Annotated in this window: 11 protein-coding genes; 6 read left to right on the forward strand and 5 right to left on the reverse strand. The window is 72.8% G+C overall.

From position 1 onward, the window contains the following. Positions 1 to 48: 48 nt before the first annotated feature. Positions 49 to 1,458: a hypothetical protein gene (locus tag IPK37_09460; GenBank protein QQS02498.1), complete on the forward strand. Its 1,410-nt coding sequence runs from the start codon at positions 49 to 51 to the stop codon at positions 1,456 to 1,458. Here IPK37_09460 and IPK37_09465 read toward each other — a convergent pair. Together IPK37_09465 and IPK37_09470 are read right to left on the reverse strand one after the other, a co-directional pair. Beyond that, positions 1,393 to 2,343 (reverse strand): IS3 family transposase, encoded by a 951-nt coding sequence (locus IPK37_09465; protein QQS02499.1) that lies wholly within the window; start codon positions 2,341 to 2,343, stop codon positions 1,393 to 1,395. The two genes, IPK37_09460 and IPK37_09465, sit on opposite strands and share 66 nt — an antisense overlap. Then, on the reverse strand, positions 2,340 to 2,552 hold the full coding sequence (locus IPK37_09470; protein QQS02785.1) for a transposase: 213 nt from the start codon (positions 2,550 to 2,552) through the stop codon (positions 2,340 to 2,342). Before IPK37_09470 ends, IPK37_09465 begins: the two co-directional genes overlap by 4 nt. Before the next feature lie 78 nt (positions 2,553 to 2,630). Between IPK37_09470 and IPK37_09475 the strand changes: the two genes are divergently transcribed. Both IPK37_09475 and IPK37_09480 read left to right on the forward strand, forming a co-directional pair. Further along, positions 2,631 to 3,113, forward strand: a complete 483-nt coding sequence (locus tag IPK37_09475) for a hypothetical protein (GenBank protein QQS03042.1) — start codon at positions 2,631 to 2,633, stop codon at positions 3,111 to 3,113. Further along, positions 3,110 to 4,141 carry a Gfo/Idh/MocA family oxidoreductase gene (locus IPK37_09480; GenBank protein QQS02500.1) on the forward strand — a complete coding sequence of 344 codons (1,032 nt, stop codon included), beginning with the start codon at positions 3,110 to 3,112 and terminating at the stop codon, positions 4,139 to 4,141. The genes IPK37_09475 and IPK37_09480 overlap by 4 nt, the downstream gene beginning before the upstream one ends. Positions 4,142 to 4,198: 57 nt before the next feature. Here the strand turns inward: IPK37_09480 and IPK37_09485 are convergent, their stop codons facing one another. Both IPK37_09485 and IPK37_09490 read right to left on the reverse strand, forming a co-directional pair. Further along, positions 4,199 to 5,716: an MFS transporter gene (locus IPK37_09485; protein ID QQS02786.1), complete on the reverse strand. Its 1,518-nt coding sequence runs from the start codon at positions 5,714 to 5,716 to the stop codon at positions 4,199 to 4,201. A 170-nt stretch (positions 5,717 to 5,886) separates the two neighbouring features. Next, entirely contained in the window at positions 5,887 to 7,179 is a 1,293-nt protein-coding gene (locus tag IPK37_09490; protein ID QQS02501.1) for a helix-turn-helix domain-containing protein, read from the reverse strand. A 190-nt stretch (positions 7,180 to 7,369) separates the two neighbouring features. On the opposite strand from IPK37_09490, the gene IPK37_09495 reads away from it, so the two are divergent. The 3 genes from IPK37_09495 to IPK37_09505 all read left to right on the forward strand — a co-directional run bounded on the left by IPK37_09495 (position 7,370) and on the right by IPK37_09505 (position 12,810). Then, on the forward strand, positions 7,370 to 10,042 hold the full coding sequence (locus IPK37_09495; GenBank protein ID QQS02502.1) for a 2-hydroxyacyl-CoA dehydratase: 2,673 nt from the start codon (positions 7,370 to 7,372) through the stop codon (positions 10,040 to 10,042). 153 nt (positions 10,043 to 10,195) lie between these two features. Then, positions 10,196 to 11,635 (forward strand): 2-hydroxyacyl-CoA dehydratase, encoded by a 1,440-nt coding sequence (locus IPK37_09500; GenBank protein ID QQS02503.1) that lies wholly within the window; start codon positions 10,196 to 10,198, stop codon positions 11,633 to 11,635. Further along, positions 11,569 to 12,810 (forward strand): hypothetical protein, encoded by a 1,242-nt coding sequence (locus tag IPK37_09505; protein QQS02787.1) that lies wholly within the window; start codon positions 11,569 to 11,571, stop codon positions 12,808 to 12,810. The genes IPK37_09500 and IPK37_09505 overlap by 67 nt, the downstream gene beginning before the upstream one ends. 43 nt (positions 12,811 to 12,853) lie before the next feature. Here IPK37_09505 and IPK37_09510 read toward each other — a convergent pair whose 3' ends face one another. Continuing rightward, positions 12,854 to 13,708, reverse strand: a complete 855-nt coding sequence (locus IPK37_09510; protein QQS02504.1) for an alpha/beta hydrolase — start codon at positions 13,706 to 13,708, stop codon at positions 12,854 to 12,856. Between the last annotated feature and the right edge of the window lie 77 nt (positions 13,709 to 13,785).

The following is a 13,785-nucleotide window of genomic DNA, read 5'->3' on the forward strand; positions in this document are numbered from 1 at the left end:
TACGGCGTCCGGAGAGTCCGGGAGCTTCGACCAGGGAGGGTGTTCGTCATGACCGTCACCACCAGCAAGAGCCAGCCGGCCGGGTCGAACCCGGGCAACCCGGCCCTGACCGAGAAGGAAGCCGGACAGCTCGGCTATGTCAAGGACGAGTACCGGCAGGGGTGTCACTGGCGCGGCTTGACCGTGGAGCACCACATCGCGTGCGGGACGATCCGCTCGGCGTGGACGCCGCCGCCGCACATCGGCCGTGGCATCAGCGAGTCGTTCGTGGAGAACGCGGTCGTGGACATGACTGCCCGTCTGGAGGAAGAGGTCGACGAGGACTTGGCGGCCTCTCAGGCCAGCATCGAGGACATCAAGGCCGATCTGGACGCACTGGAAGGTCGCACGGACCCGTTGCTGACCCCCGAGTCCGGGGTGTGCTACTCCCCCGCCGATGCTGTGCTGCGGGTGCACGACTGCGACGAGAAGATCGAGGCCGACGAGCAGGCCAGCAAGCACCACCACCGTCGCGCCCCGTACTGGCTGAAGAAGATCGCCCCGTGGCTACCGTGGGTCGAGTTCGTGGGCTTTCTCTGGTTCTGCGCGGTTTGGTTGAACGTGCCGATCCTGCAGCCTTGGCGCGACTTTGGGGCGTGGTCGTTGTCGGTGGCCCTGGTGGCTTCGATCATCATCGGGCAGACCTGGCTGGTCCACCACGCCGGAACCGCCCACAACCACGGCCGTGAGGCGTTCGCTGAGAACAACCGGCACGAGGGTGAGAAGGCCTACCGCCGACGGAACGCCTTCATCGTCGCCGCCGCCGTCACCGTCACTGCGGCCGTCACCGCCGGAATGATCCTGCGCGGACTGATGACCTTGGGTGAGGCCAGCATCGGCACGACGACGTTCATGATCTTCATCGCTATCGTCGCTGGCTACGTCATGCCCACCCTGGGGTACCTGGCCATCGCCACCGACGGCAGCAAGGTCTCTCGTGAGCGCGACGACCTGGTCGATCAGCTCGATGCCCGGCTGGGTGACCACGAGGCGCTCCTGGAGGGCTGCCAGGCCAACCTTGCCGCCGTCGAGGAGACCCGCGACCGGCTGTGCACGAGCACGTTCCCCGCGATCGTGGACTCCACCCAGGCCATCGTCGATGGCGCCTACCGGCTCTACGGGCTGACCTGGCTGCTCATCGGAGGATTGGTCGGCGACGAGCCGGTCAAGATCGCCCCGACGTTCGGTATCGACGAGCAGGGCCGACCCTATGGTCGTATCGGTACCAGCATCCCCGGCGCCGACACCGTGGACCTCAAGCCGCTCTTCGACCGCGTCAACCGCCAGGGCGACCTCGACGCCCAGCGCGCCGCTCTGGCCGCCTGTGGTTCCCCCCGAATCGTGGAGGTTTGGCTATGCGGCTTCCCGGGCGGTGGCCGCAGTGGTTTCGTAGGCGATGGGGCTCATCATGCCTGCTGAGCTGTGTCGGCGCTCGTGGTTGTAGAACCCGTAGCACCAATCGAGCAGGACGGCCTGGGCCGCCTGGGTAGTGGTGAACTCGTTCCGGCAGAGGACTTCCCACTCCAGGGAGGAGAAGAACGCCTCCGCGGCTGCATTGTCGAAACACGATCCGACGCGTCCCATGGATTGACGGATCCCGAGCCGGCGGCACAGCCCGGTGAAGGAGTCCGCCGTGTAGGTCGAGCCCCTGTCGGTGTGGAAAATGACCCGCTGCGACTCGTTTTCCCGCCAGTTCGGGCCGTTGACCGCGTCGATGCCGCCGCGGGCCGCGACGGCCATCGTGATCGCCGCGCACGCCAGGTCGGCGTCCGGGTGGATCCCAGTCGCGGCACCGAGCAGCCGCCGCGAGTACAAGTCGATCACCGTGGCCAGGTACAGCTTCCCGCCCGTGGTCGGGATCTCAGTGATATCCCCAACCCAGCGGGCGTTGGGACGCTCAGCGGTGAAATCCCGGCGCAGCAGGTCCGGGAACTTCGGTGCCGCCTTGTCCTGCCGGGTTAATCCGTTGCGGCGCTTCATCTTTCGCGCGACCAGGCCCTGCCGGCGCATCGAGTCAGCGACCGTCTTCTCACTCACCGTCCACCCGTCCACGACCAGATCGGCGTGTAACCGCGGAGAACCGTGCAGCCCGCGACGCTTCCGGAACATCACCGCCACGGCCCGGTCGATCGTGTCCCGGCGCCGGTCCCGATCGGTGTGCAGACCTGAGCTCGCGGCCGGGCCGTTCGCGCGGCCCACCCACTTGTAGAACCACGCCAGGCTCACCCCGAGCAGGGCGCAGGTGAACGTGTGTGGCACCCGGTAGTTGGTCCTCTGGTCAGCGATGAAGCGTGCCACGCTCACTTCGTCGCCTCCTTCACCCACAGGACCACGGATCGCTTGAGGACATCACGCTCCATCCGCAACTCGGCGACCTCAGCGCGCAGGCGCTTCAACTCGTCGTAATCGCCCGTGGACAAGCTCGATGTCCCCTCTCGCGCGGCGCGTGACCTGGTCACCCAGTTCCCCAACGTGCCCTCGTTCACCCCGAGATCGCGCGCGACCTGCGCGATCGGCTTCTTGGTCTCTTCGACGTCATCCGCTACCTGACCGGCCGAGAGGTCGTCGCCGCCTACGCCGCGGGCGGCACGGTGGGCCCGGCGTACATCACCGAGCTCGGCGACGCGCCCACCGTCGCGGGCGTGCTCACCCTCGACGACGGCAGCCTCGCCTCGTTCGCCGGCACCCGCTGCAACGGTTTCGGGCACGACGTCCGCACCGAGATCCACGGCACCAGCGGCGACCTCGCGGTGGGACTGTTCGACGAGACGCCGGTGCGGTCGGCGCAGGAGGGGATCGACTACCCCGGCGGGTCGCCCGTGCAGGGCTTCGTCGACCGGTTCCGCGCGGCGTACGGCACCGAGCTCCTGGCCTTCGCCGCCGCGGCGCAGTCCGCCACATCGCCGTCCGCCGCCACATCGCCATCCGCCATCGCGTCGCCGTGCAGCGTCGCCGACGGGCTCGCCGCCCTGCGGATCGCCGTGGCGTGCCAAACGTCTCGCGTCGAGGGGCGCGTCGTCGCGTTGGCCGAGATTCCCGACCGAGCCCCCGACCTGGCCAGGAGGCCGCGATGATCACCGCCCTGCCGCAACCTCCGGAGATCGACCCCTACGCTGCACCGGCCCTGCGCTGGGGGATCCTCGGCACGGGCTGGATCGCCGACCGGTTCGTCGCGGCCCTGCAGGCGCACACGGCGCAGGTCGTGGCCGCGGTGGGATCGCGGTCGGCGGAGGGCGCCGCACGGTTCGCGGCGGCGCACGGGATCGCCACGGCGCACCCGACGTACGACGCGTTGGTCGCCGACCCGCAGGTCGACGTCGTGTACGTCGCGACCCCGCACAACGCCCACCTGGAGCACGCCCTGCTCGCCATCGCGGCGGGCAAGCACGTGCTGGTCGAGAAGCCGCTCTGCCTGACCGCGGCGCAGGCACGGCGGCTGGCGGACGCGGCCGCGGCGGCCGGGGTGTTCGCGATGGAGGCGCTGTGGACGCTGTTCCTGCCGAAGTACGCCGTGCTCGGCCGGCTCCTCGCCGACGGCGTGTTGGGGGAGCTGTGTTCGGTGCAGGCCGACATCGGGGAGTGGTTCGCGCCCACGCACCGCATCTTCGATCCCGCGCTCGCCGGCGGCGCGATGATGGACATGGCGACCTACCCCGTGACCTTCGCGCTGTGGGCGGCCGGCGCGCCGCTCCAGGTGGCCGCGGTCGGGTCGCGCGCCGACTCCGGCGTGGTCAGCCGGACGGCGGCGGTGCTGCAGACGCCGGCCGGGGTGCAGTGCCTGGTGGAGGCGTCGATCGACACGGAGCTGCCGACGACCGCGGCGGTCGCCGGCAGCGACGCCCTGCTGCGGGTCGACGGGCCGTTCTATCAGCCCGGCGGGTTCATGCTGGCGGGGCGGGATGGGACGGAGCTGCGCTACGACGAGCCGACCGTCGCCCATGCCGCGCTGTTCCACCAGGCGGTGCACGTCGCGACCTGCATCGGGCAGGGCCGCCTGGACTCGCCGATTCGCCCGCTGGCGGACTCGATCCTCCTGCTGGAAACGATGGACCGGATTCGGGCCTGCACCGGCGACGTCCTCGTGGGGGAAGACCTGAACTGAGCATCCGCGCCACCGCTCACGCTCTGGTCGGGCCCGTAGCGCCGGCAGCCCGGGTGGTCAGCGTGGCCTCGCGGCCGTCGTCGCAGCCGCTGCCGAGGCCGCGTGGCGGCGGGCGTCCCGGACGGCCACCACCAGCGCGATGAGGGTGGCCAGCGCGATCACGCCGTACGCCGCCGCGAACGCGGCCATCCAGTTCCCCCCGCCGAGCACCGCGAAGTACACGCCGGTGATCGTCGCGGTGCCGACGGCGGTGCCGATCCGTTCGGCGGTGTACTTGGCGCCCGCGGCCGTGCCGGCGCGGTCGAGCGGTACGTCGAGCAGGGTGAGCATCTGGTTCGGCGGGTTGATCGCGCCCATCCCGGCGCCGGCCGCCGCGAGCGGGACCGCCAGCCACCAGTAGCTCAGCCCGGCCGACTCGATCAGCGCCATCGCCGCCACGGCCCCCAGCGTCCCCAGCACCGCCGCCACCAGGCCGCCCACGACGATCTCCCGGCCGCGCTCGAGCACGCGACGGCCGGCCCAGCCCGCCGCGATCGCCGCGGCCACGGCGTTCGGCAGCCCGACCAGGCCCGTCGCGAGCGCGCTCACCCCCAGCCGTGTCTGCAGGTAGAGGGCCAGCACCACGAAGGTGGTCGTCTGGCCGAGCAGCAGCCAGCCGGACACGGCCGTGCCGGCGGCGAACGAGGCGATCGCAAACAGCCCCGGGTCGACCATCGGCTCGCCACCCCGGGCCGCGTACCGGCGCTCCCACCGCAGCCACGCCCACCCCAGTGGCGGCGCGGCGGCGAGCAACGCCCATCCGGTCGTGGTCCGGAGCACGAAGGGCACCATGACGGCCAGGACCGCGGCCGCGAGCAGCACGGAGCCGACCGGGTCGAGGTCGATCCGGGTCCGCAGCCGGTGCCGCTCCAGCGGCAGCCACGCCACCCCCAGGCCGATCGCGGCGAGTCCCACGGGCAGGTACACGAGGAAGGACGCCCGCCAGCCGAGGTCGGGCCCGAGCCAGGAGATGACCCCGCCGGCGAGCAGTGGCCCGACCGCCACCGCCACGCTGATCACCATGCCGAAGAGGGCGAAGGCCTTGGCGCGGGCGCGGCCGGAGAAGTACTCCTGGATCATCCCCGGGATCTGCGGGTTGAACACGCCGGCGCCGATGCCCTGCGCGACGCGGGCCAGGTTGAGCAGCGCGGGCGTGGCGGCCAGCCCGCAGGCCAGCGAGCCCAAAACGAAGATCCCGAGCCCGGCGAGGAAGACCGTCCCGCGCCCCAACACGTCTCCGGCGCGGCCGGCCGGGACGAGCACGACGCCGAACGCGAGCGCGTACCCCGACAGCACCCACTGCAGGTCCGCCGGCCCCGCACCGAGGCGCGCCGCGATCGTCGGTAGCGTCACGTTGACCGCCGAGACGGCCATGAGCGCCATCCCCAGCGGCAGCAGCACGACGATGAGGATCCGCCGGCGGTCATAGACCCGCTCGCCCCCCGCCAGCCGGACCGCATGTCCCGCCGGGGGATTCGCTCGCTCGTGATGCCGCCGCACGCCCCAGTCTCCCGCGCGGCGTTGGCTGCCCGGCATCAGATCGCGGCGCATGTTGCGGGTGTCCGCCCTCGCCAGCCGGACTCGGCGGTCACGCGGAGCGATCAATACCGGGGAATCCCGGCGCGAACCGGCGCGAAATCGGGGGTATTGATCGTCGCGGGGAACGGCGACCTCATCGGCACCGGTCGACGGCATGCGCGGCGGCGTCACCGCGCCGGGACGCCGGCTCGCCTGGTGACCCACGCCGCCCGCGTGGCCAGGGCGATCTCGAACGCGAACCGGTTCCACGGCAGGCGCGGGTCCCGGCCGGTGATCTGCGCGACCCGGCGCAGCCGGTAGCGCAGGGTCTGCGGGTGCAACTCCAGCCGGCGCGCGGCCCCGAGCGCGGAACCCGTCACCACGTAGGCCTCCAGCCCCGCCAGCAGCCGGTCGTGGTCGGCCTCGACCAACTCGCCGAGCAGCTCGGCGACCATCCGGTCGGGGGCCGCCTCGGGCCGCGCGTGCAGCACCGCCAGCAGCTCCGCGTCCCCAGCGTCCAGGCAGCCGTGCGCCGGGAAGGCCCACTCCGGCGCGGCGGCCAGGGCGTCCTCGGCGAGGCGGAACGTGCGCGGCAGCGCCGCGGCCGGCCGCCCCACGATGACCACGCCCCGCCAGCCGCGGGCCGCCAGGTGGGCCACGAGCCCGTCGGGTCCGCCACCATCCCCCGCACCTCCCTCGCCGGCAGGCAGCAGCGCGACGCCCCGCCCCGACGACGCCCGGACCAGCAGGTCCGCGGGGCCGACGCCGGCGGCTGCCCCGAGCGCCGTCAACGTCTCGGCGGTCACCGGGTCGGGCGAGGCCCCCTGGCGCAGCACGACGAGCGTGGCGCTCTCCGGCAGCCGGAACCCCAGGGCCGCGCAGTACTCCGGTAGGCCGCCTACCCGGGCGTGCCGGCCGTGCAGGATGTCGTCGAGCAGGTCGGCCCGCGCCCGGCCCCGGTCGGCGGACAGCCGCTCGGCCCCCGCGACGTAGCCCTCGTGCACCGCCTCCGTGACGTCGTCGATCGTCCCCAGCCACAGCTCCGTCCAGGCCAGGACGTCCCCCTTGGCCAGGTGCGCCCCGGCGCGCTCGACGATGGCCCGCCACACCAGCACCCCCGCGATCCGATAGGTCCGCAGCACGGCGGCGAGCGGCCGGCCGTCCACGGCGCGGGCCTGCGCGATCCGCCGAAACGTGGTCAGGTCGTCCTCGCTCAACCGCTCGTCGTGCGCCCAGGCGGACAACAGCCGCCCGATGCCCCAGTGCGCGATGCGTCGCACGTCGCCGAGTTGGTCCGGGCCCAGCACGCCGTACGCCGGGATCTGCCGCACCACCTCGCGCACGAACGCCTCGACGATCTGGTCGAGGTCGGCGCCGACCTGCTCGGCGACCGTACGGCGGCGCCCCGGCCCACCCGAGGCAGCAGCGTCCGGCGAGGCGGCCGATGAAGCTGCCGGTGGGGAGCCGCTGCGGGGCGTCATACGGCCATGATGCGGTCCGCGTGACCCCGACGTCCGCGCATTCGGGGTGGCCCGTGGGGCACGACCGCTTCATCACCTTGTGACAAAGCGGCTCATCCGTACCGGGGAGCGTCGTTGACCCCGTCCCAGGGCGGCTCGAACCATCGAGTCACCGGGCATCGTCGCCCGTCGTCGGCCCGAGGGGATGGCCATGATCGGTCTGCACGAGGCGCACCTGCTGGCGCACATCGCGAAGTGGCGGCTGGGGTGGGACCGCTACGACCCGGACGAGCTCCCCGACGGGCTCGGCCCGCTCTTCGTCAGCTCCCGCCGCGCTGCCGAGTTGATCCCCGACGGGGCCGTCTGCGTGTCGGCCGGCCTCGCCGGGCACCACCGCCCGTCCCTGATCTACTGGGCCATGCGGGACCGGTTCCGCGCGACCGGGCACCCGGCCGGGCTCACGTGGTGCGCCGTCGGCGGACAGGGCGGCCCCTCGAAGATCCCCGGCACCCTGGAGGAGCTGGGCGTCGAGGGCCTGGTCACCACGCTGATCACCGGGCACCTGGAATCGCTGCACAGCTTCCTCAAGCTGGCCGACCGCGGCGTCCTAGAGGCGCACACCCTGCCGCAGGGGCAGTTCGGCTTCCTCATCGAGGCCCAGGCCGACGGCCACACCTCGCGCACCTCGACCTCGGGGGTGGGCACGTTCCTCGACCCGCGGGTCGGCCCGGGGTCGCCGGTCACCCCGCACGCCACCCGGCAGCTCATCGAGGTGGCCGAGGACGGGGAGGCGCTGCGGTACAGCCTGCCGCCGCTGGAGGTCGCGGTGTTCAACGCGCCGTACGCCGACCGGGCCGGCAACATCTACGTCCACGACGCGGCCTGCCTGACCGAGATCCGCGACGGCGCCCGGGCGGTGCACGCCAACGGCGGCCTGGTCCTCGCCTGCGTGGCCGAGATCATCGATCCCACGCCCGAACACGAGATCTACGTCCCCGCAGACTGGATGAGCGCGATCGTCGTCAGCGACCGGGTCGAGCAGACGATCACCGTGCCGCAGCGGCACTTCTGGCCGATGTTCACCACCGGCCGGCGGGTGGACGAGAAGCGCGCGCTGGCCGACGTGAAGTTCATCAACGACACCCTCAAGATCACCGCGCGGCGCACCCCGATCGAGGGGGCGACCGCCCGCCTCGCCGCCTCGATCATGGTGCGGCACCTGCGGCCCGGCGCGCTGGTCAACATCGGCGTCGGGCTCGCCGAGGAGGCGGCGCGCTACACGTACGAGGCAGGCCTCAACGACGACCTGCGCCAGAGCACCGAGACCGGCTGTTACGGCGGGGTCCCGACCAGCGGAGTGTTCTTCGGCAGCGCCGTCAACGCCGAGCGGCATGAGACCAGCGCCTGGGTGTTCCACCGCTACGAGGAGGGCCTGGACCTGGCCTGCCTCGGCATCCTCGAGGTCGACGGCGAGGGCAACGTCAACGTCAGCCGGCGCGGCCCGACGCCCGCCGACTACGTCGGCCCCGGCGGGTTCACCGACATCGCGCACTTCGGCCGCACCCTGTGCTTCTGCGGGTCGTTCGCGGCGCACGCGCGCTCTCACCTGGTCGACGGCGAGGTCGTGATCGACGAGCCCGGCGAGGGCAAGTTCGTCGAGCGGGTCAGCGAGGTCACCTTCGCGGGGCAGCGGAAGATCGCCGCGGGCAAGACGGTCTGGTACGTCACCGACCGTCGGCGCCTTCCGGCTCACGCCCGCCGGCCTGGAGCTGGCGATGGTCTTCCCCGGCATCGACATCGAGCGGGACATCCTGGCCCGCGCCGGGGCCCGGATCGTGCTGCCGGAAGGCGGGGCCGCCGCCGTACCGCACGTCCCCGCCCCGATCGTCACCGGCGCGGGATTCCGGCTGGCCTGGGACCTGGGTGCGGACGCGACGGCGGAGGAGGAGCACTGATGGCCCCGATGGAGATCGCCGGCATCCCCGTTCCGGGACGGCACGAGACCCTGCAGGCCGCCCGCGACCGCGGGTTGAAGACCCTCGCCGCGCTGCCGTACCACCTCCCGCGGGCCCTGCTGCGGGCCCACGGATTCCACGCGCTCGAGGTGTGGCCGCCCCCGGGGGCCTCGGCCGCGCGCGGCGGCGAGCACTTCCAGGCCTATGCCTGCCCGATCGTGCGCCAGGGCACCGCGTTCCTCCTCGACGAGGCGTTTGCGCAGGTCGACGCCGTGCTGGTGCCGCATGGCTGCGACGCCCTGCAGGGCATGGGCTCGGTCCTCGCCGACTTCGTCGGGCCGCGGCCGCCCGTGCGCACCCTGTACCCGCCGCGGAGCCGGCGCCGCGTGGACCGCGACCACCTCGCCGCCGAGCTCGCCGAGCTGGGCCGGCGCCTGGCCGAGATCTCGGGCGTCGACCCGGATCCGGCCGCCTGGGCGCAGGCCGCGGAGCTGGAGGACCGTGCCGACGACGCCCTCGCCGGCCTCTACCGTCGCCGGGCCGGGCTGGCCCTGACCGACGCCGACTTCTACCGGGCGGTGCGGGCCCGGGAGTACCTGCTGCCCGAGGACTTCGTCGCCCTCGCCGAGGCGCTGCCCGCCGGGGACCCGGTGGTGCCGGCACCCGCCGTACCGCTCGTGCTCTCCGGCATCGTGACCGAGCCCTGGCTGCTGGAGACCCTGGCGGACGCGGGGCCCGGGTCGTCGCGGACGACCTGGGCTGCGGCTCCCGCCGGCTGCTGCCGGCCTCGACCGTCGCCGACCCGCACCAGGCGTGGGCGGACCGGTTCCTGCGCGGGTCCGCTGACCCGACCCGCGCCGATCCCGTCGCCGACCGGGTGGACCGCGTCCGGCACCTGGTCGAGGTGTCCCGGGCCCGCGGGGTGCTGATCTTCGACCCGCCCTTCTGCGAGCCCGAACAGTTCTACCTGCCCGGCCTGCGGGCCGCGCTGACCAGGAACGACGTACCGCTGTTGGTCGTCGAGCACGAGAGCGCCGCCGCCGGCTCATCGCCCGGATCGAGGCCTTCGTGGAGACGCTGTCATGACCCCCAAGTTGCCCAAGCCGACGCTGCCCGACCCCCTGCGGCGCGCCGGGGCCGCCGTCGCCGACCTGCCGTGGCCCGCCCTACCGGGCGTTCCGGCTCCGGCGACGGCGGTCGCCCAGGTGCGCTCGGCGGTGGCGTACGACGTCGTGGGTCGTACGGCGTTGCGCGTCCAGCGGCTGCGCGACGAGAGGGCGACCCGGTCCGCCCCGCCGCGGCCCGACAGCCCGATGGGCCCGCCGCTGGCCAGCATGGCCTGGGTCAAGGAGCTGATGAGCGGGCACTACCTGAAGGCGCGCTACGCGCCGGGCGTCCGCAAGGTCGCTTGGGTGACGTCCGGGGCGCCGGAGGAGGTGCTGCAGGCGCTCGGGTACGTGCTCATCTACCCCGAGAACCACGCCGCCCTGTGCGGCGCCCGCAAGATCAGCGGCGAGCTGTGCGCCGCGGCCGAGGACGACGGCTACGGCAAGGACCAGTGCTCCTACGTCCGCACCGACCTCGGCTCGCTGGCGACGGGCCGGACGCCGGTCGGGCAGCTGCCGCCGCCGGACCTGCTGGTCTGCTGCACGAACATCTGCCAGACGGTGAAGTACTGGTACGAGGTGCTGGCCGACCACTTCCACGTGCCGCTGGTCGTGGTGGATACGCCGTTCCTGTACGGCGAGGCGCAGCCGCACCAGGTCGACTATGTGCGGCGCCAGCTTCAGGAGGAGCTGACGCCCGTGGCGGAGCGGGTCGCCGGGCGGCGCCTCGCCCCGGCCGCCTTCCGGTCGGCCATGACCGAGGCGCGGGACGCGTGCGCGCTGTGGTGCCGGATCCTGGAGCGGTGCCAGGAGCGGCCGGCGCCGATGACCGCGTTCGACTCGTTCCTGCTGATGGGGCCGGTCGTCAACATGCGCGGGCGGCCGGAGACCACGGCGTACTACCGGACCGTCCTCGCCGAGCTGGACCAGCGGGTTCGCGACGGTGTGGGGGCCATCAAGGACGAGCGGTACCGGGTGCTGTGGGACAACCTGCCGGTCTGGTACCAGCTCAACGCGCTGTCCCGGGCGCTCGCGGCCCAGGGCGTCAACGTGGTCGCGTCGAACTACACGTACGCGTGGGCCGAGCGGGCCGAGCTCATCGACCCGGCCGACCCGTGGACGTCGAGCGCCCTGACCTACCTGCACCCCATCCTCAACCGGTCCACCGGGCACAAGCTCGCGGCCATGACGGCGATGGTTGCGGACTTCGCGATCGACGGGGTCATCCTGCACTCGGACCGGTCCTGCAAGCCGTATTCGCTGGGTCAGATCGACCAACGGGATCGGCTGGTCAGCGAGGTCGGCCTACCCGCTTTGCTGCTCGAGGCCGACCACAACGACCCGCGGGTCTGGTCGGCCGAGCAGAACCTCGGCCGCATCGAGTCGTTCGTGGAAATGATGGAGCAGCGCGGGTGAGTGCGGCCGATCGGGTCCGGCGGGTGGCGCCGGGGCGGGTCGTCGCGCTGGGCCTCGACGCGGGGTCGACGACCTGCAAGGTGGTCGGCGTGGACGCCGCGGGAGCGCTGGTGGTCTGGGGCCTTGAGCCGATGGACCCGCGGGTCGCCGAGCAGGCCGAGGGGCTGCTGGCGGCGGCGCGTTCGGTGGGCGAGGTGGATGCCGGCGCGTCGGGCGCGGGCGGGCCGGGCGTCGGCGGGTCGGGCGCCGGCGTACCGGTGGTGGCGACCGGGTACGGGCGCAAGCTCGTCGGCGGCTCCACCCGCGCGGTGACGGAGATCAGCTGTCACGCGCGGGGGGTGTACGCCGACCTGGGCACCGGCGGCACCCTCGTCGACATCGGCGGTCAGGACAGCAAGGTCATCCGGATCGGCGCCGGGGGCGCGCTGGTGGACTTCGCGATGAACGACAAGTGCGCGGCCGGGACCGGGAGGTTCCTGGAGCACACGGCGCAGCGGCTGGGCGTCGAGCTGGCCGACCTCGGCGGCCAGGCGCTGGCAGCCGAGCGCGCCGAGCCGGTGTCCTCGACCTGCACGGTGTTCGCCGAGTCGGAGGTCATCTCGCTGGTCGCACGCGGTCGGCCGCTGAACGACATCCTGCTGGGCCTGCACGCCGGGCTCGTCGACCGGATCGCGGCGATGGTCCGCGGGGTGGGCCTGGTCCAGCCGCTGCTGCTCTCCGGCGGGGTGGCCCGCAACGCCGCCGTGGTCGAGCTGCTGGGGCGCGTGTTGGGTGCGCCGGTGCGGCTGCCGCGGTACCCGCAGCTGATGGGGGCGTACGGCGCCGCGCTGCTCGCCGCCGACCCCGTACGGCGGCACCCGGTGCCGCAGGAGCCGGGCTCAGGAGCGGGCCGACTCCATCTCGTCCAGGATCGCGGTCGGCGTCGGCGCCACCAACTCCACGCGGCTCGGCCCCCGGCTGTGCGGGGTGCTCCGAAAGGCCGTAACGCTGCCGGGCGCCGTTACCAGTCGCGCCGTTCCGTGGTGACAAACCGTCACCATGGTTGCGTTTTGTGGCCACAGGTTGGCTCGCGTGGTGATCGTGGGGTGTTGCTCTGCACGTCGCGGTGGTGGATATCGCTGACGGTGGTGGTAATAACAGCGACCGTGGGCGATAACCGCACCCTTGAGCGATGACCGCGACCGTGCCCAGGGCCGGCTCAGTGCCTCAGTGCCGCCCTCAATCGCGGGGCAGCGCCACCTCGTCCAGGAACGCGGTCAGCATCGGCGCCAGCAGATCCACCCGCGTCGGGACCTGGGTGTGCGGGGTGCCCGGAAGGACCCCGATCCGGCAGGACGGGATGAGCCGCTGCATGACGTCCAGGTGGGCGAACGTCGTGAAGTCCAGGTCGCCGAGGACCTCCAGGACCGGGCAGGAGATCCCGGCGAGCTCCTCGTCGGACCAGCCCGAACCGTCGTCGGCGCCGGCGATCTTTGCCTGAAACTCCTCGAACCGCTCCGGGGTCGCGGAGAGGCGCTCGTAGGCCTCGCGCATCGCGGCGATCTCCTGCGCGGTGGGGACTCGCGGGGTGGCCATCAGGGCCTCCATGTCCGCAAACTCCGGGATGGCCGCGTCGGGCTTGACGCTGCCGGACAGCGACACGCAGGCGGCGATCCGGTCGCCGTGATGCACCGCAAGCTCCAGGGCCGTGGCCGCGCCGGTGCTGTGCCCGATGACGATGGCCCGGCCGATACCGAGGTGGTCCAGGAGCGCCACCACGTCGGCCGCGTTGTGCGCCGGTGTGAACTCGCGCTCGGTGTCGCTGGTGCGGCCGTGACCCTGCAGTTCCAGCGCGACGACCTCGCGGTCCGCGGCCAGGATCGGGATGAGCTTGGCCCAGCTCAGGTCGATCGTCATCAGACCGCCGTGGATCAGCACGATCGGCGGCGGGTCGGCCCCGGCGTCGCCGTACCGTTCGAAGTAGAGGTGCAGCCCGTTGACGTCGGCGTACCCGCTCGTCCGTGCCCTGCTCGTCGCGCTCGGCCCCGTCTCCGGGCGCGAGCCCGAGGTGGTGGGCGTGGTGCGGTTCGGCATCGCGGCCTCCTGATGGTCGAGCAACGTTGGTCGAACCTACCGACTTGCGGCGGCCGGAGAACTCATCGCGCCGGGCC

Origin of the sequence: Austwickia sp. (assembly GCA_016699675.1) — a bacterium.
Lineage (GTDB): Bacteria > Actinomycetota > Actinomycetes > Actinomycetales > Dermatophilaceae > Austwickia.